Annotated in this window: 14 protein-coding genes and 1 pseudogene; 7 read left to right on the forward strand and 8 right to left on the reverse strand. The window is 73.3% G+C overall.

The window, feature by feature from the left end:
* Positions 1–10: 10 nt before the first annotated feature.
* Both ACFPM7_RS10980 and ACFPM7_RS10985 read right to left on the reverse strand, forming a co-directional pair.
* Positions 11–958: a CobW family GTP-binding protein gene (locus ACFPM7_RS10980; protein ID WP_378246682.1), complete on the reverse strand. Its 948-nt coding sequence runs from the start codon at positions 956–958 to the stop codon at positions 11–13.
* A gap of 23 nt (positions 959–981) precedes the next feature.
* Complete coding sequence (locus ACFPM7_RS10985; protein ID WP_378246684.1) at positions 982–1,455, reverse strand: NUDIX domain-containing protein; 474 nt, start codon at positions 1,453–1,455, stop codon at positions 982–984.
* An 89-nt stretch (positions 1,456–1,544) separates the two neighbouring features.
* Between ACFPM7_RS10985 and ACFPM7_RS10990 the strand changes: the two genes are divergently transcribed.
* From ACFPM7_RS10990 to ACFPM7_RS11005, 4 genes are all read left to right on the forward strand, one after another.
* Positions 1,545–3,728, forward strand: a complete 2,184-nt coding sequence (locus tag ACFPM7_RS10990; protein ID WP_378246685.1) for a hypothetical protein — start codon at positions 1,545–1,547, stop codon at positions 3,726–3,728.
* Entirely contained in the window at positions 3,725–4,705 is a 981-nt protein-coding gene (locus tag ACFPM7_RS10995; protein WP_378246687.1) for an AAA family ATPase, read from the forward strand. The genes ACFPM7_RS10990 and ACFPM7_RS10995 overlap by 4 nt, the downstream gene beginning before the upstream one ends.
* Entirely contained in the window at positions 4,702–5,793 is a 1,092-nt protein-coding gene (locus ACFPM7_RS11000; protein ID WP_378246689.1) for a DUF58 domain-containing protein, read from the forward strand. Before ACFPM7_RS10995 ends, ACFPM7_RS11000 begins: the two co-directional genes overlap by 4 nt.
* Positions 5,794–5,948: 155 nt before the next feature.
* Entirely contained in the window at positions 5,949–7,904 is a 1,956-nt protein-coding gene (locus tag ACFPM7_RS11005; protein ID WP_378246691.1) for a transglutaminase TgpA family protein, read from the forward strand.
* Here the strand turns inward: ACFPM7_RS11005 and ACFPM7_RS11010 are convergent.
* The 6 genes from ACFPM7_RS11010 to ACFPM7_RS11035 form a co-directional block, all read right to left on the reverse strand.
* The gene (locus ACFPM7_RS11010) at positions 7,901–10,561 is read right to left on the reverse strand and encodes a serine/threonine-protein kinase (protein WP_378246694.1); all 2,661 of its coding nucleotides are present in this window, start codon (positions 10,559–10,561) and stop codon (positions 7,901–7,903) included. The genes ACFPM7_RS11005 and ACFPM7_RS11010 overlap by 4 nt on opposite strands.
* Positions 10,562–10,758: 197 nt before the next feature.
* Positions 10,759–11,433, reverse strand: a complete 675-nt coding sequence (locus tag ACFPM7_RS11015; protein ID WP_378246696.1) for a copper homeostasis protein CutC — start codon at positions 11,431–11,433, stop codon at positions 10,759–10,761.
* Between the two features lie 290 nt (positions 11,434–11,723).
* On the reverse strand, positions 11,724–12,131 hold the full coding sequence (locus ACFPM7_RS11020; RefSeq protein WP_378246698.1) for a VOC family protein: 408 nt from the start codon (positions 12,129–12,131) through the stop codon (positions 11,724–11,726).
* Positions 12,132–12,240: 109 nt separating this feature from the next.
* The gene (locus tag ACFPM7_RS11025; protein WP_378246700.1) at positions 12,241–13,308 is read right to left on the reverse strand and encodes a WD40/YVTN/BNR-like repeat-containing protein; all 1,068 of its coding nucleotides are present in this window, start codon (positions 13,306–13,308) and stop codon (positions 12,241–12,243) included.
* 113 nt (positions 13,309–13,421) lie between these two features.
* On the reverse strand, positions 13,422–14,072 hold the full coding sequence (locus ACFPM7_RS11030) for a response regulator transcription factor (protein WP_378246702.1): 651 nt from the start codon (positions 14,070–14,072) through the stop codon (positions 13,422–13,424).
* Positions 14,069–15,226, reverse strand: a complete 1,158-nt coding sequence (locus tag ACFPM7_RS11035) for a sensor histidine kinase (protein WP_378246704.1) — start codon at positions 15,224–15,226, stop codon at positions 14,069–14,071. The genes ACFPM7_RS11030 and ACFPM7_RS11035 overlap by 4 nt, the downstream gene beginning before the upstream one ends.
* A gap of 218 nt (positions 15,227–15,444) precedes the next feature.
* On the opposite strand from ACFPM7_RS11035, the gene ACFPM7_RS11040 reads away from it, so the two are divergent.
* From ACFPM7_RS11040 to ACFPM7_RS11050, 3 genes and pseudogenes are all read left to right on the forward strand, one after another.
* Positions 15,445–15,948, forward strand: coding sequence for a PH domain-containing protein (locus tag ACFPM7_RS11040; RefSeq protein WP_378246706.1), 504 nt, complete (start codon positions 15,445–15,447; stop codon positions 15,946–15,948).
* Positions 15,949–16,004: 56 nt separating this feature from the next.
* Positions 16,005–16,325: pseudogene (locus tag ACFPM7_RS11045) on the forward strand (PH domain-containing protein); the annotation flags it as partial.
* A gap of 892 nt (positions 16,326–17,217) precedes the next feature.
* The gene (locus ACFPM7_RS11050; protein ID WP_378246708.1) at positions 17,218–17,529 is read left to right on the forward strand and encodes a PH domain-containing protein; all 312 of its coding nucleotides are present in this window, start codon (positions 17,218–17,220) and stop codon (positions 17,527–17,529) included.
* Positions 17,530–17,598: the final 69 nt, after the last annotated feature.

A 17,598-nucleotide genomic window follows, 5' to 3' on the forward strand; every position in this document is an offset into this window, starting at 1 on the left:
TGGGGCGGGTCTAGGGGCAGCGCTCGTAGCGGGTGAGCGACAGCAGCGCCGTCGGGTCGGCCGGGCGGTCGGACTCGGTCGCGCGCAGGCGGGCGCGCAGGTCCTCGGCGGGGATGTCGCGACCGATGAACACCAGCGCCGTGCCCTCGCCCGCCTCGCGCTCCACCCGCACCGACCCGGCGACCACCTGCACCGCGAAGCGTTCCCCGGTGCCGCACCACACGTGGCCCTTGGCCCGGTAGACGCCGCTGTGCCGGTCGGCGAGCACCGCGGCCAGCCGCACCGGGTCCAGCGGCGCGTCGCTGGTGAACTCCACGGTCTCGTAGCCCGCGTGGATGTGCTGGGAGTGGTCCTCCAGGTCGAAGAACGACAGCTGCGCCGCCGCGGGCCGGGCCACCGGGTCGAACAGCAGCGCGGGGTCGAGGCGGCCGTGCTCGGTCGGCACGACGGGCGCGCCGCCCGCCAAGTCGCGGACCAGGTCGGCCAGGCCGGGCTCGGTCGCCCGGTCGATCTTGTTCAGCAGCACGAGGTCGGCGTAGCGCAGGTGTTTGTCGATCTGCGGGTGGCGCTCGCGGGTCGCGGTGAACTCGACGGCGTCGACCACCTCGACCAGCCCGGCGAACTCCACGCCGGGGCAGGCCAGCACCATCCTCGCCATCGCGGGTGGCTCGGCCAGGCCGCTGGCCTCGATCACGATCGCGTCCACGTCGGCCTCGGCGAGCGTGCCCAGCATCTCCTCAAGGTCGGAGGCGTCGACCGCGCAGCACAGGCAGCCGTTGCCGAGGGTGACCATCGAGTCGACCTGGGCGGCCACGGCCATCGCGTCGATGTTGATCCGCCCGAAGTCGTTGACGATCACCCCGATGCGCCTGCCGTCGGCGGTGCGCAGCAGGTGGTTGAGCAGCGACGTCTTGCCTGCGCCGAGGAAGCCGGCGACCACGACCACGGGAATCCGCACGGTGACGAGGATAGCCGGCCCGCTCAGCCGTCCACTGTGGCCGAGGCGAAGTAGCGCGCCGCGGCGGCGGTGTGCAGGGGGAATGCCAGCTCCTCCGGGCCCCGCAGGACTTCCCAGCCGGTGGACTCCTCGGTGGCGGCGGACTCGGGCAGCTCGGTGGCACCCCGAACGAGTCCGAACACCAGCAGGGTGCCGTCGGGCGCGCTGACCGTGTCGAACAGCGTGACGCCCGCCGGGTCCACGACCGCGCCGGACTCCTCGGCGCACTCGCGCGCGGCGGCGTCCTGCCACGACTCGCCGTATTCGATGAATCCGCCCGGCAGGGCCAGCTTTCCCCGGCCGGGGTCGATGTCGCGGCGGATGGCGAGCAGGCCGCCGTCAACCGGTAGAAGCAGCACCGCGACCGGTGTCGGGTTGCGGTAGGCGACGTGTCCGCGGGCGCATTTCCTGGGCCACTCGGGGCCGACGGCGTCACCGCACGCTGAGCAGAAGGGCATGGTCAGATCTTTACCGGCAAATCGTCGGTTCCGACGGCAGAACCGTCACCGCCACCGGTTACGATCCCGTCGCGGCCAGGGGAGTGGTGATGAAGCGTTTCGTGAGACGGGTGTTCGTCAAGCAGCGGCGTCAGTCGGCCAGCATCGGAGCCGCGGTGATGGGCGTGCTGCTCCTCGCGGGCGCGGCGCTGGGCACCGGCATCGCCCGCACCGCCGTCGCCGTCTCCGACGGCCTCACCTGGCTCGGCGACGACCAGCGCGGTGAACTCGTGCAGGTCAACCCCGCTTCCGGCAGGCCGGAGATCCGCCTCGCCGTGGCCGGTGGCGACGCCCAGCTCGACATCATCCAGCGCGACGGCGCGCTGGTCGTGCTCGACCGGCGCACCGGCCAGATCACCGTCATCGACCTCGCCACCCTGCTGGCCAGCGGCAGGCGCCAGGCCGCGCCCGGCACCACGAGCAAGGTGCTGCTGGCCGCGGACAAGCTCTTCATCGTCGACCGCGCCACGGGCACGATCGTCAACGCCGACCCCGTCACCCTCGCCGACGTCGGCGAGCCGTGGACGGCGGGCCAGCCGCTGGCCGACGCCGTCGTGGACGAGGACGGCCTCGTGTGGGCCGCCTCGGCCGACGGCGTCCTGCACACCCTGGAATGGGACGCGAGCCGGTTCCTGGAGCGCGCCAGCCGGGCCGTGCCCGGGGCGGGCCCGCGCACCGTCCTCGTCCCGCACGGCAAGGGCGTGACGGTGCTCGGCCTCGAAGGCGGCGTCGTCCTGCAGGACGGCACCGGCCGCGACCACTCGGCCAGCACCGACCCCCGCGACGGCGACGTGCTCGCCGCCCAGACCAGCCCCGACGACCTCGTCCCCGCGGCCGTCCCCGGCTCCGGCGTCGTGGTCATCCTGTCCGACGACCAGGTGCACAGCGTGGACGTCAGCAGGCTGGGCTGCCCGAAGCCGGGCAGGCCCGCGGTGTTCCACGGCCGCGTCTACGTCCCCTGCCTGGGCTCGGGCAAGGTCATCGTGCTCGGCCCGGACGGCGAGCGCGGCGGCGAGGACGTGCGCACCGGGGGCCGCGACCCGCAGCTGGTCTTCGACGACGACCGCCTCTTCATCCAGACCCCCGGCGGCGAGACCGGCATCGTCGTGGACCCCGACGGCGACACCAGCTCCGTGCGCGTCCGCGACCCCGAGCTGCCGGTCACCGACCCCGAGCGCGACCCGCCGCCCACCCCGCCGTCGCCGCCCAAGCCCGACCCGGACGAGCCCACCCGCACCCGCCCGAACCAGCCGCCGCCCACCCGCCCCGGCAACGGCAACGGCAATGGCAACGGCAACGGCAACGGCGTGAACACCCCGCCCGTCACCACGGGTCCGGCGCCGACGACGACACCGGTGTCCGTCCCGCCGAGCGGACCGGGCGCCCCCGGCCAGCCAGCGGGCATCACCGTCGCGCAGACCGGCCGCACCGACACCCAGGTGACGCTGCGGATCAGCTGGACCGCGCCCGCCGACACCACTGCCGTCGCCGGGTACACGATCACCGCGAACGGGGCGTCGAAGCAGACCGGCGGCACCTCCGACGAGCTGACCTTCGACTGCGGCGCGATCTGCGCCACCGGCGGACCCGTCGACATCCAGGTCGCCGCGTACTCGGCCACCGCCGTCGGCACCGCCGCGGTCACCACGTGGACCCTGCCCGCCCGGCCCGCGCCGACGACGACGACCGTCCCGCCACCCCCGCGCACCACGACCACCACGCCTCCGCCGCCGACCACCACGACGACGATCCCGCCGCCGCCGACCACCACCACGCCCCCGCCGCCGCAGCTGCCCACCGCGGGCGCCACGGTCATCACCGGCGCGTCCGGCTTGATGACCGATTACGAGCGCACGCTCACCCTCGCCCCGCCCGCCGACTGGGCCAACCACAGCGGCACCTGCGAGATCGTCAACCTCACCTGGGGCGACTCGCAGCCGGTGGCCTGTTCGGCGACGTCCGCGGTCATCTACGTACAGGACGGCGCCAACTCGATCGTGGTCCGCGCGCACGGGGCGGGCGGCGGCTCGGTGGACTCCGCCGCTCGCAGCGTCTTCAAGCGCGAGCCGCCGAACCCGTGCGAGGGGCAGCGCCCGCCGTGCCAGATCCCGCGGGCCATCGAGTCCGAGCCCGCCGCCCAGGAGGCGCAGACCGGCGTGATGGTCGGCGCGGGCCTCGGCCTGCTGCTCACCTCCGCGCTGCTGCGCGCACGCCGCCGCGAGGAGCGCGAGTGACCGCGTCCATCCAGGTCGGCGAGGCCGAGATCGCGGCCTTCCGCACCCTGCACGCGCGCGTCGGCGACGCCGTCGAGTCCGCCCTGCGCGGCAAGCGCCCGGTGATCGACCTGGTGCTGGTGTCGCTGTTCGCTGGCGGGCACGTGCTGCTCGAAGACGTCCCCGGCACCGGCAAGACCACGCTGGCCAGGGCGGTGGCGGGCGCGCTCGGCGGGGTGTCGCGGCGCGTGCAGTTCACCCCCGACCTGCTGCCGTCGGACGTCACCGGCACCTCGGTCTACGAGCCGCGCACCGGCGAGGTCCGCTTCCGGCCCGGTCCGGTGTTCGCCAACGTCGTCCTCGCCGACGAGATCAACCGCGCCGCCGCCAAGACCCAGTCGGCGCTGCTGGAGGTGATGGAGGAGCGCACGGTCACCGTCGACGGCGTCGCCCACACGGTTCCCGACCCGTTCCTCGTCGTCGCCACGCAGAACCCGATCGACCTCGACGGCACCTACCGCCTCCCCGAGGCCCAACTCGACCGCTTCATGCTGCGCACCGCCATCGGCTACCCGGAGACCGAGCACGAACTCGACGTGCTGCGCCCCGGCAGCGGCGCGGGCGCGGTGGCCGCGGTGCCCACGGTGACCAGCCCGGCGCAGGTCGCCGAGGTGGCGCGCAGGCTGTCGCTGCTGCACGTCGCCGAGCCGATCCTGCGCTACATCACCGACCTGGGCGCCGCCACCCGCGGCGACGACCGGCTGCGCCTCGGCGCGTCCACCCGCGGCCTGCGCGCGCTGGTGCGCTGCGTGCAGGTGCACGCCGCCGCGCACGGCCGCCACTTCGCCGTCCCCTCCGACGTGCAGGGCCTGGCCGGGCCGGTGCTGGCCCACCGGCTGGTGCTGACCCGCGAGGCGCAGCTGGCGGGCGTCTCCGCCGCCGACGTCCTCGCCGACGTGCTCGACCGGGTCGAGGTGCCCCGGCCGACGGCGCGATGACGGTCCGCCCGACGGCGCGCGGCGTCGCGGTGCTGGCCGCAGGCGTGCTGTGCGCGGTCTGCGGGCTGTGGTGGCGCTACCCGGGCCTGGCCGCGCTGGGCGTGGCACTGGTGGCGGTGGTGGCCATCGCGGTCGCGGTCGCGGTGGCAGCGTCGCCGGTCGAGGCGACCCGCGACGTGCGCCCGCGCACGGTGCCCCGGCTCGCCGCCTGCACGGGGTCCGTCGCGGTGACGGGCGTCGGCAGGCTCCAGGTCGACGTGGTCGACCTCGTCGGCGGCACACCCGTGGTGCTCGACGTCCCCGAGTCCGGGAAGGTCGCCTACCCGGTGCCCACCGAGCGGCGCGGCGTCGTGGAGATCGGCCCGCTGACCGTGCGCAGGCACGCCCCCGCCGGGCTCGCCCTGTCCTCGCGGCGGACCGCAGGCGTGCTGGAGGTGCGCGTGGTGCCCCGCGTGCTGCCCGTGCGCGGCCTGCCCTCGGGCGTGCGGCGCGGCCAGGTGGGCGCCGACGAGCGCGTCGAGCGCGGCGGCACCGACCTCGTCGGCCTGCGCGAGTACGTCCCCGGCGACGACCTGCGCAGGCTGCACTGGGCGACCAGCGCCCGCACCGGCACCCTCATGATCCGCGAGGACGCCGACCCCGCCCGCCCCCACCTGGCCGTCCTCCTCGACGACCGCGCCGCGGGGCACACCCACGAGACCTTCGAGGAAGCCGTCGAGATCGCCGCGTCCCTGGTCGCCTCGGCCGCCGCCGACGGCCACCCGGTGCGCCTGCTCTCGGCATCGGGCAGCGTCGACGTGGAAGTCCTCGACCCGGACGCCGCCGAGGCCCTGGCCGCCCTGGCCGACGTCACAACCGCCGACCTGGAGGGCATGCGCGCGGTCCCGGTGCGCGACCTGGACGTCGTCGCGGCCGTCGGCGGCACCGCCGTGGACGACCTGGTGCTCGCCGCGGGCCGGGGCGCCTACGGGGTCGTGCTGTCGGTCGGCGAGGCCGACTCGGTCTCGGCGGGCGGCACCACGCTGATCCTGCGCGGCCCCTGCGCCCAGTCGCTGCTGCGCGCGTGGGACGCGGTGGTGCTGCGGTGACCAGCGCACAGTTGTCCACACCCCCAAACCGTGACGGCGCCGCACCCCCGCGCCCCGATAACCTGGCGGCGGGGGGCCGGACGCCACAGGCAGCCGAGCGCGGCCCCGGAGGGCTGAGGTTCGCCTGGTCAGCGCTGCTTCTGGGCGTCGCGGTCGTGCCGCTGGCGCAGGGCTGGTCGGGGCTGCTCGCGCTCGGGCTGCTCGTCGCGGCCGTCGTGCTCGCCCACGTGCTCGTCGCCGCCGCCGGTCGGTTCCCGGCGGGCTCGGTGCTGACGGTGCTGATCCCGGCGGGCCTGGCGGGCGGGTACTTCGCCGCGCGCGGGGCCATCGAGGGCGGGCCGATGGAGGTGCTGCGCGACAGCGTCCCCCGGCTGCTCACCGCCGCCCGTCCCGCGCCGCCGACGGTCGACCTGCTGATGCCCGGCGTGGTGTTCGTGTTCTGCGTGGCCGTGGTCGCCGCCGTGTCGCTGCGCGGCACCCGGCTGCTCGGCCCACCGCTGGCCGCCGTCGCGCTGTACGCCTCGGGCGCGCTGCTCACCGGCGGCTCAGCCGACCCGTACGGACTCGCCGCGGTCGGCGTGGTCGCCATCGCGCTGGCGGGCTGGGTGCGCCGGTCCGAGGCGCCCGCGGTACTCGGCGCGGTGGTCGGCCTCGTCGCGGTGGTGCTGCCCGCCGGGGACGCCTTCGAGCCGCGCGAGCTGGTCCAGCCGCCCATCGCCGACGTCCAGGTCGCCAACCCGCTGCCCCGCCTCGCCGCCTGGGCGGCCGCCCCCGACACCGAACTGCTGCGCCTGCGCGGTCCGCAACACGCCGTGCGCCTGGCCGTGCTGTCGAAGTACACCGGCGCGAGCTGGCGCGCCGCCACCCTCTACGGCCCGCTGGGCGCCGTCGACGCCCCCGCGCTGCCGCCCGGCGGACGTGTCGAGGGCGTGTCGGTCGAGATCACCGTCGGCGCGCTCGACGGAACCTGGCTGCCCGGCATGGGCCGCACCGTCTCGACCAGCCTCAGCGACGCTTTGGTCGACCCCGACTCCGGCGCCCTCGTGCTGCCCAGGGGCCTGACCCCCGGCCTGCGGTACACCGTGGACGGAATCCTCGACCAGCCCACCGACGAGCAGCTGGCAGGCGCGGGCGTGCCCGGCGGCGCACCCGTCGAGGAGTACCTCGAACTGCCGAGACTGCCAGCCGACCTCGCCGAGTACGCGCGCACCAGCGTCAAGTCGGCGACCAACCCCTACGAGCAGGCCGTCGCCCTGGAACAGGTCGTCCGGCTCGACCGCGTGCCCGACGCCGAAGCCCCGACCGGCTCCTCCTACGCGCGCATCTCGCAGTTCCTGTTCGGCGCGCCCGGCACCAACGGGGCGGGCGAGGGCACCGCCGAGCAGTTCGCCACCGCGTACGCCGTCCTGGCCCGCGCCGTCGGCCTGCCCACCCGCGTCGTCGTCGGCTTCCCGCCCGTGCCGGAGGGCCCCGACGGGTACCGGGTCCTGCGCGGCGTCGACGTCACCGCTTGGCCCGAGGTCTACTTCCAGGGCTGGGGCTGGGTCCCGTTCGACCCCGTCTCCGGCACCGACAGCGGCCCCAGCGCCGCCGCCAAGCGCGAAGTCCTCGACCGCTTGGCCTCGGTCACCGCATCCCCGCCCACCCCGCCGTCGGACCTGCCCCCGCTGCTCCCGCCCCCCCACGCGCCCCCGCCGCAGGCCGCCGCCGAACCGCCGTCGCGGGTGTGGGTGGTCGCCACCGGCATCGCCCTGCTGCCTGTCCTGGCCGCCGCCGTCCTGGCGACCCTGCGCCTGGCTCGCCGATCCCGCCTGCGCCGATCCGGCGCCACCGGCGCCTGGCGCCACGTCCTCGACCAACTGGTCGTCTCCGGCCGCACCCCGGCCCCCCACCTGACCGCCCCCGCCATCGCCGCCACCATCCCCGACCCCGCGGCCCACACCCTCGCCACCCTGGCCGACCGCGCCGCCTTCGCCCCCTACCCGCCGTCCCCGGCCGCCACCGACCCCTGGACCCTCGCCCGCCGGGCCCGCACCGCCGTCGCCCGCAAGGCCCCCTGGTACCGCAGACTCCTGTGGCCCATCGACCCCAGGCCCCTACGCCACCGCTAACGCGACACGCACACCCGATCCGAGGCCCCGCGCTGCGTCGACGGATCGGTCAGCCCGATGGCGACCAGCTGGAAGCAGTACTCCGGCACCCTCGGGTCCAGCCCGGTGACCACGAACCCTGTGAGCCCCGCGGCGATCCCGGTGATCGGCTGGGGGACGCCACCGGCCGCGGTGACGTCATAGAGGACGAACTGCGCCTGCCCCCGCGTCGGATCAGTCCAGGTCAGCTCCACCTCGTCCCCTCGATCGTCCACATCGGTCAGCACGGGCGCGACCGCGGGATCCCCACCCGGCGGAATCGACACGCTGGAGGTGACTGGCGGCGTACTCGCCACAGGCGGCGTGGTAGCCACCTCCCGACTGGCCAACACCCCAATCCCCACCCCCACCACAGCCGCGACGATCCCGGCGATCGCGAACCCACGCCACCGCTGGGCCTGCGGCTCGGCCGACGGGCGGGGGGCGGTGTCGTACTCCCACTCGTGCGCCTTGGGCATCGCGGGGAAGCCGTCGATGGCGCTGGGGGTCAGCTTCGGCACCGTGGGGGTGTCACGGGCGGGGAACGACGGCTGCCAGTGGTCCTGGTTGGGGGGCGGGACGACGGCCGCCGGGCGCACGGGATGGGGCGGACGCGCGTTCTGCGGGTGAGGTGCCGAATCGGCGGTGTTGCCCGGGGCGGCTGTCGGCCGCTGGGGCGGTGTCGGCTGCGCGGACTGCGGCGGACGGGTGGGGACAGCGGTGCGGTCCGCCGGGGTGACGGGTGTGGGGGGCTCAGATCGTGGCGGAGTCGCGGGCTGTCGCGTGACGACTGGGCTTGCGGGGTCGGCGGTGGTGGGTTGCTCGGGGTGGGGTGGCTTGGTCGGCTGTGGCAGGGGTGCCGAGTCGGCGGTGCTGCCCGTCGGGGTGACTGCCGCCGAGGGCTCGGCTTGGGGCGGCCTGGGTGACTGCTGGGGGGCTGGGTCGGCTGGGCTGTCTGCCGATGCGGCGGTTGCCGAGGGTTCGGGCTGGGGTGGCCTTGCGGGGTGTGCTGGGCCGTGTGCGGGGGTGGAAGTCGTTGGTGGTTGGGGCTGCGGTGGGAAGGATGCGGGGTCGGCTGTGCTGCCTGCCGGGGCGGTCGCCGTCGGGGGCTCGGGTTGGGGCCGCTTGGGATGCTGCTGAGGGGCTGGGTCGGCTGGGCGGTCTGCTGATGCGGCGGTTGCCGAGGGCTCAGGCTGGGGTGGCCTTGCGGGGTGCCCAGGGGCGGTGGTGCCGCGTGCCGGGAGTTCGGGCTGCGGCGGTGGGGAGGACGCGGGGTCGGCTGTGCCGCTTGCTGGGACGGCAGCCGTCGGTGGTTCGAGTCGCGGTGGGGAGGGTGCGGGGGTGGATGAGCTGCTTGTCGGGGCAGCTGTCGGTGGCTCGGCCTGGGATGACCTTGTGGGGGGTGCCGGGGTGATCCGGCTGCTTGGTGGGGTGGCGGCTGTCGGCGGGTCGGGCTGCGGCGTCCACGTCGGGGGAGGGGCGGATGGCGGCAGGGCGGGGCCCGCGGTGCCGGGGCCGAAGTCGGCGGGGGACGTGTCGCTGTGGCGCTGGGTGAGGTCGGCCAGGCGGCCGGTCATCGTGCCGCGGGATTCCGGGGCAGGGTGCGGCTGTGGTGGTTCGTGGGCCTGTGGCGGGTCGGGTGCGGGAGTCGGGCTCGGGCCGAAGTCGGCGGGCAGGCTGGTGGCGTCCTCGGCGGGACGGGCCGGGGTGGGGGCGATCGAGGTCGCGTCCGGGTCGACGGGCGGTTGCCAGCGGCGCAGGTCGGTGCCGACGCCTGCCAGCGCGTCCCGCAGGGCGGTCGCGTCGGGGAAGCGGTCTTCGCGGCGCTTGCTCAGGCAGCGGGCGATGATCTCGGCGAGTGCGCGGGGGACATCCGACCTGGTCAGGGGGCGGGGATCGGCGGCGCGGACTCGGTCGAGATAGGAGAGCACGGTGTCTTCGTCGGGGTTCACCCCCGCGAACGGGGGGTGCCCGGTCAGCAGGGTGAACAGCGTCGACCCCAGCGACCACAGGTCGTCGGCGGCCGCGGGCGCCTCCCCGGCGATCATCTGCGGTGCGGCGTGCCGGTAGCTGACCATCTGCAGCGACGCCGAGTGCCCCGCGTCCGCGCCCCTGGCGATACCGAAGTCGGCGAGGACGTACGAGGTCGGGAGCACCAGCACGTTCTGCGGCTTCACGTCCCGGTGCAAGAACCCCTGCCCGTGCGCGAACGCCAGCGCGTCCGAGACCGCCGTTCCCGCGGCGACGACCTCGGCGACCGGCAGCGGTCCGTGCGCACGAAGCCGGTCGTGCAGCGAACCGAGGTCGTAGAACTCCATGACGATGCACGGCCGCCCATCCGGCAGCGTGCCCGTGTCCAACACGGTGACGATGTGCGGATGCTGCCTGCCGAGCCGAACGGTGATCTCCAGCTCGCGCCGGAACCGGGCCTGTGTCGCCGGATCGACCACCTGCAACGCCTTGATCGCGACATCCCGCCCGAGCCCGTCCTGCCGAGCCCGGTACACCGACCCCTCGCCGCCTTGAGCGACGAGCTGGAACCCGCTGTATCCGGGGAGCCGCAGATCGGCAGGCGGCGGGGACGTCTCAGGCTGCGGCGCCCAGGCCCGCATCTCATCGGCCGACAGTTCATCCCGCACGCAGCGCCCCCGCTTCTCCCGCGCGCATCGTAACGGCCCACGCCCCCTCTACGACCGCAGGACGGGGGCCACCTGCCCGGACGGTTGGTGCGCGGTCGAACCGCGGACACTCGATCCGACCTGCACCGACCACCCGAACGCCGCTCAGCCGCCTGCCCACCCGGCTGCTCAGCCATCGACCGGGGGTGGAGCGGGACTCAGGCGTCGAGCATCGTCCTGAGGACGCGGACCCGGTCGGAGTCGACCGGTTGCTCCCAGCCGTCGCGGACGAGGCCGCCCGCGTGGATGGCGGTGACGCCCATGGCCCGCAGCGCCGGAACGTGCGCGTGCCGCAGGCCACCGCCCGCGAGCAGGCGGGGCCCGGGCCAGTCGGCCCGGCAGGCCAGCCGCTCCAGCCCGTCGCCGAGCCCGGCCGCCGAGCCCGCGGTCAGCACGGTGTCCAGTCCCGGCAGCCCCGCGAGCGCGTCCCACGCCTGCCGCACGTCCCCCGCGTGGTCGACGGCCCGGTGGAACGTCCACGGACACCCGTCGATCGCCTCGACGACCGCCCGCGTGGCGGCCAGGTCCACCGCCCCGTCATCGGTGAGGAACCCGAACACGAACTCCTCGGCCCCCGCTGCCCGCAACCGCCCGGCCGCGTCCACCATGCGCTCCACCTCGGCCTCGTTCGCGGTGAACCCGGCCCCACCCCGGACCATGACCCGCAGCGGGATGCCGACCGACGCCCGTATCTCGGCCACCAGCTCAGGATCGGGCGTGACCCCGTCCTGAGCCATGTCGGCGACGACTTCGAGCCGATCCGCCCCACCGCGCTCAGCGGCGCGGGCGTCCTCGGTCGTCAGGGCGATGATCTCCAGCAGTGGTGTGCGCACCCCACCATAATGGGTCTAGACCAATTGAATTGTCACCCCGGGTCCGGAAGCGGTTCCGGCCGATTGGTCACACCAGGCAGGCAGCAGGCTCCGGCGAGGTGGCCCGGAGCGGGTGCGACGGCGCGATCACTCCAGGTCCGGGGCGTTGCGGACGGCGGTCGCGCCGGACCTGGAGTGGCCCGCCGGCCGCGGCCGGACGGGTTGGGGCCGACCTCGGCCCTCCGGTCGCGCAGGCTTCGGTCGACGTCGGCCCTCTGGTCACGCAGGGTCGGTCGCCTCCGGCCCTTGGGTCACGCAGGCGTCGGGTCGGTCGGCCATCCGTGGTTCGGCGGGCTGTCGTGCTCGCCGCGCAAGACGCAGAACTCGTTGCCCTCCGGGTCGGCCAGCACCGCCCACCCACGCCCATCCGGCTTACGCCGGTCATCGACCATCGTCGCGCCGATCCCCAGCAGTCGCTGCACCTCGTCATCGCGTGGGTTGTCAGGCTTCAAGCACAGGTGGAGCCGATTCTTCACGGACTTCCCCTCGGGCACCTGAGCGAAGTACAGCCCGATCCCTCCGGGCAGCACGATGACCGCCTCGGGGTCCCCAGGCTCATCGTCGTCGGCCAGCGGATAGCCCACGACCTGCGCCCAGAAGGTCCCCACCTTGTACGTGTCAGCACAGTCGATCACAACGTTCTGAATGAGACTCGTCATGCGACGCACCGTTGCGCGACTGACCGCCTCCGTCAAACCGATTAACGCCGCGCCGAGGGGTGCCGGACGCCCCGACTTCCGGACGCCCGGCCCCGCCAAGCCGAGAAGCTCAGGACCAGGTCAGCTTCAGCACACCCACCCGCCCCGCTGCCCCAGACGCCCAGCACGCCCCGTCGCGCGTGCAGTCGACGCTGTCGAAGGTCCCCGAGTCGAACTGGCGCCAGCGCACCCCGCCGTCCAGCGTGACGTCGCTGCCCGTCGGTCCGACCGCGATGGCCACCGTCGGCAGGATCGAGTGCCAGGCGACCCCCGATCGGTAGCCCTGCGGCGCGGTCTTCGGCCGCGACCACGTCCGCCCACCGTCGCGGGTCACTCCGAGCGCGTCGACCGCCCCGGTCGGCACGGTGTAGTCACCTCCGACCGCGATCCCCCGGGACTTGTCCCGGAACGCCGTCGCGTAGACGCCCGCCGTCGGCCCGCCCGCCAGCACGGTGTCGACCGCCGCCCAGGTCAGGCCCCGATCCGCCGAGCGCAGCACCCGCGCCGTCGCCCCGCCGCCGGTCGCGATCCAGGCATACCGCCCGTCGGCGACCGTCAGGCACTGCCCGCTCGCGGCGAACCCGAACTCGCCTTCCAACGCGGGCGGCATCCCGTCGTCGGGCACGATCCGCCAGCTGGCGCCCCCGTCGTCAGTGCTCAGCACGCGGAACTTCCCGTCCACCGGATCACTCATCGCGAGCCCGTGCCTGCGGTCGAAGAACGCCATGCAGTCGTAGAAAGCTGTCGGTTCCCCGCTGCGGAACGTTTCCGTCCACGACGCGCCCCCGTCGGTGGTCCGATAGATCCGCGACTGGTCACCAGGCCCGATCGACAGCGCCACAGCGGTGGTCGCGTCGAAGGCCTCGATGTCCCGGAGCTCCAGCCCTTCGCTGCCCGGCGGCGTGCTCCGCTGCCAGGTTCGTCCACTGTCGACGGTACGCAGCACGGTCCCGCGGGAGCCGCTGGCCCACGCCACCCGTGAGCTGACAGCCGCCAACCCGCGCAACTGCGCGGTCGTACCCGTGTCCGACAGACGCCAGGTGAGATCCGGCATGCGGGCCGGGGTCGCCGCCCCCGCCGTCGGTACCCCACCCACCGCGACCGCGACCAGCGCGGTGATGACCAAGGATCGCCTCATGCCCGCGCACCGTAGTCGACTCAGCGCGCACGGTATAGGCCTCGCGGCCCGGGTGACGAACGCTCGCGTGCGAGTTCCCGGCGATCACGGCCTATGCCAATGGCCCACCCGCCTCATCTCGTCACCAGCCCGGCGTCGTAGGCCAACCTGCTGGCCTCGGTCCGGTTGCCGCATTCGAGCTTGGCCAGGGTGCTGCCCACGTAGCCCTTGATCGTCGCCACACTCAGGTGCAGGCGCTTCGCGATCTCGGCGTTGGTGAGCCCCAGGCCAAGCCCGGCCAGCACCTCGGCTTCCCGCTCCGACAGGCGGTCCACCAGCTCGGTGGCCCGCTCGCGGGCCTTCTGCTCCCCGCTCTGCGCCGCGATCAACCGCTTCGTCGCCGCCGGAGACATGACCGTGTGCCCGGCCGCAGCCACCCGGACCAGGTCGATCAGGTCGCCTGGGGGAGTCGTCTTCAACAGGAATCCCGCCGCACCCGCGCGCATCGCCCTGATCACGTTCTCGTCGGCGTCGAAGGTCGTCAGCGCTACCACCGCGGGCCGCTTCGCCATCCGCGTGATCCGCTCGATCGCGGTCAATCCGTCGACGCCGGGCATCTTCAGATCCATCAGCACGACGTGCGGCTCGCGGCGGACCACGGCCTCCACCGCCGCCGCGCCGTCGTGCGCCTGATCGACCACCTCGATGTCCTCGGCTGACGAGAGAATGGTCTGCAAGTGCTGGCACACCATCGGCTCGTCGTCGACGACGACAACCCGGATCACTCGCGCCCTCCCGACGTGGGCACGTAGGAGGGCAGTATCGCGTCCACCTCGAAGCCGCCGTCCTCGCGCGGCCCGGCCTGCAGCGAGCCGCCGACCAACTCCACCCGCTGCCGCAGGCCCAGCAATCCCGTCCTGGAACCGGAGTTCACCAGCACCTGGTCAACCGGGCCGATCCCGGTGTCGTTGCGGACCGTCAGGCGAAGTCGGTCGCCCAGATAGCGCACCAACACCGTCGCCGACGCCCCCGGCGCGTGCTTACGGATATTGGTCAGCGACTCCTGCACGACGCGGTACGCCGTTCTGCCGACCGCACGCGACGTCGGGTTCGGATTGCCCTCCAGAACCAGGTCCACCACGACCCCGACGGCCAACGACTCGGCGATCAGCTGCTCCAGGCTCGGAACCGGCGCAGGCTCGTCGTCGGCGGGGGTGGTCGGATCCCCTCGGTCCTCGCGCAGCACACCCACCAGTTCCCGCAGCTCGTTGAGCGCCTCGCAGCCCGCCGCGCGCAGCTCCTCCGCCGCTGACCTGGTCCGCTCGTCGGTGGCGGACAGGCCCATCGCCCCGAGGTGAAGCACCATCAGGCTGAGCCGGTGGCTGACGACGTCGTGCATCTCCGCCGCGAGGCGAACCCGCTCGTCGGCTCTGGCTTGTTCCTCGCGCAGGTGCTGCTCGCGTTCCAACCGCTCCGCCCGGTCGGTCAGCGCCTGCACCAAGCCGCGGTGCGCGCCGATGTAGAGACCGATCAGCGCAGGCACCACCACCATCGTCACCGTGGCGAGAACGAGGTCGGTGGAGGTGTCCCACGGCCGGGCACCGAGCACACCGAGCGCCGCGATGCTCACCAGAGCAGCCCACCGGCGGCCGTGCAGCACAATGTTGTAGACGACTACTGGCGTCACCAGAGGTAGCCACGGGTCGGTGGATTTGAAGACCTCCGCCGACAGCTCCGGGATGATCATCATGCACGCGTGGTAGAAGCCGGCGCACGCGATCGTCGCCACCATGACGCCCAGCGGGTGGCGGGCGCGGAGGTACAGCAGGCCCAGGGAACCGATCGTGAGCACGATGTCGATCCAGCCCACGGTGGTCTTCGGAAGACCGACGGACACGAGGATCGCCACGAGGGCCAGCCCGATGACCACGATGGGCATCAGGTACCAGGCCCGCTGGCGCGGCGTGCGCCACAGTGGCGCTTTCTCGGAGTCGGACATGTGCTCGAAACTACTGTTCGAGGCGGCTCGGCGGGGGTGAATCACTACCAAGGTAGGGGCGACATCCTACTTTGGTAGGGCGCGAACCCTACTTTGGTATGGCGCACTTCCTACCTTTGTCCGTGGCGCGCCCACCCCAGAGATGATCGACTGTGGACATGCCAGCTTCCAGCACGCCCCCTCGGCTGCGGCCGCCGAGCAACCCGGTCGAGCGCCGAGCCGTCACCTGGTGGGCGACGCAGGCCCTGGTCGGGTGGGGCTCCATCGTCGCCGTGCTCGTGATCACCGCTCTCCTCATCCCGCCCGCGCGTCCGTGGCTGCTCCTGGGCGCGGCGGTGTGCGCGGTCATCTGCCTCGTGGATGCCCTGGTGGTTTCGCGCGTGCGCTACCGGGTGCACCGCTGGGAGGTCACCGAGGACGCGGTCTACGCGAGGTCTGGCTGGTTCTGGCAGGACTGGCGGATCGCGCCCATGTCGCGCATCCAGACAGTCGACACCAAGCGCGGCCCGCTGGAGCAGCGCTTCCGTCTGTCCACAGTGACAGTGACGACGGCGTCGTCACAAGGCGCCATTCGCATCCCCGGACTCGACCACGACAAGGCCGACGACGTGGTCCGCGAGTTGACCGCCGTCACCCAGGCCACCCCGGGTGATGCCACATGACGGAGATCCCCTGGAAGCAGCTCGACCGCCGCACCTTCCGCGTCACGACCGTGATCATGCTCGGGATCGCGGCGGCGGGCTGTGTGCCCGCGGGCTACTGGCTGCTCCGCTCCGAGGTGCCGTCGTGGGCCGTGGGATCGCTGCTGCTCGGTGGGGCGGTCGTGCTGGTGCTGGGCGGATTGGTGCTGGACTGGATCAACTGGAAGCACGTCCGGTACCGAATCACCGATTCCAGAGTGGAGTACCGGTACGACTTCATTGTCCACACGAAGAAGTCCATCCCGCGCGAACGGGTGCGCAGCGTCGACATCGATGCCGGGCCCGCCCATCGGATCTTCGGCGTGGTGAAGGTACGCATCGGCACCGGCCAGCAGGACAACGCCGGCGAGGTGATCACCTTTGATCCTCTCGACCGCGCCGTGGGCGAGGCGCTGCGCCGAGACCTGCTGCGCCGGGGCGCGGAGCCGGAGGAGAAGCAGGCCGGTCTGCTCGCGACCCTGGACTGGAGCTGGCTGCGTTACGCGCCGCTCTCGGTCTCCACTCCCATCCTCGGCGCAGCGGCCTTCGGCGGCGTCATGCAAGTGGCCGACTGGTTCAACCTGCAGTCCTCGGTGGTGCGGACGGTGGGCGATGTGTTCGACGGTCTCAGCGTCGTCGAACTGGTAGCGGTGCTGGTGGCCATCGGCCTGTTCATCGGCGTAGTGGGCAGTCTCGGGATGTTCGTCGAGATGTGGTGGTCGTACCGGCTCACCCGCGAGCCCGGCGCGTTGGTCATGCGCCGAGGCCTGGTGACGACCCGATCGTTGACCATCGAGGAGCGGCGGGTGCGCGGCGTCGAACTGGTTGAGCCGCTTGCTTCCCGGGTCGTCGGCGCGGCCCGGGTGGATGCCGTGGCCACCGGTCTGCGGGTCAAGGACGACCAAGGCCACAGCGTGCCGCGTTCCCTCGCCCCCGCCATGCCGAAGTCGAAGGCGCAGCGAATCGCCCAGGACGTCCTGCGTGAGCCGAGGTCGCCAACCGAACCTGACGGCCTTGTCCTGCACCCCAAGGCGGCTCGTCGCCGCAGGCTGACGTGGTCGCTAGCGGCGGTGGCTGTCGTAGTCGGCGTTCTGGTGGTGCTCGGCGCATGGCTGACCGATGTCCTGCTGATCATCGCGGCAGCGGTGGCCGCGGTCGCGGTGCCCACAGGGGGTGGCGCTCGCTCTCGATGCCTACCGCAGTCTGGGCCACCGACTGGACGGCGAGTATCTGGTCGTCAGGTCAGGGTCGGTGCGCAGGCGAACAATCGCGCTGCAGCGCGGCGGGATCATCGGCTGGCGTGTGGTCAGCTCACCGTTTCAGCGTCGTCTGGGCCTGGCGACCCTCGTGGTGGCGACATCGGCGAACTCCGGGGCCTACGTGATTCCCGACGTCGACGCGGGGAAGGGCCTCGCGTTCGCCGATGAAGCCCTCCCCGGATTGCTGGGGCAGTTTCTGGAGCGTGGGAAAGGGGCGAACGCAGAAGACATGTTCGGTCCGGGAGAGTCTGCCCGTGCCGAGCAAACGGACCGTAGTCAGGCGTTGGACGACCTGCATTCGTAGGCCGTGTTTGTGGGCGTCGTCTGGTGAGTCGCTGTCGGCCCACACGTGCCCAACCGTGCGCCGGTGGCG

Source organism: Actinokineospora guangxiensis (assembly GCF_042657845.1).
Lineage (GTDB): Bacteria > Actinomycetota > Actinomycetes > Mycobacteriales > Pseudonocardiaceae > Actinokineospora > Actinokineospora guangxiensis.

Bases quoted from the DNA above. Each gene is read 5' to 3' on its own strand.
- ACFPM7_RS10985 (WP_378246684.1), bottom strand. From the start codon at position 1,455: ATGCCCTTCTGCTCAGCGTGCGGTGACGCCGTCGGCCCCGAGTGGCCC.
- ACFPM7_RS10990 (WP_378246685.1), top strand. From the start codon at position 1,545: ATGAAGCGTTTCGTGAGACGGGTGTTCGTCAAGCAGCGGCGTCAGTCG.
- ACFPM7_RS11000 (WP_378246689.1), top strand. From the start codon at position 4,702: ATGACGGTCCGCCCGACGGCGCGCGGCGTCGCGGTGCTGGCCGCAGGC.
- ACFPM7_RS11020 (WP_378246698.1), bottom strand. From the start codon at position 12,131: ATGACGAGTCTCATTCAGAACGTTGTGATCGACTGTGCTGACACGTAC.
- ACFPM7_RS11025 (WP_378246700.1), bottom strand. From the start codon at position 13,308: ATGAGGCGATCCTTGGTCATCACCGCGCTGGTCGCGGTCGCGGTGGGT.
- ACFPM7_RS11035 (WP_378246704.1), bottom strand. From the start codon at position 15,226: ATGCCCATCGTGGTCATCGGGCTGGCCCTCGTGGCGATCCTCGTGTCC.
- ACFPM7_RS11040 (WP_378246706.1), top strand. From the start codon at position 15,445: ATGCCAGCTTCCAGCACGCCCCCTCGGCTGCGGCCGCCGAGCAACCCG.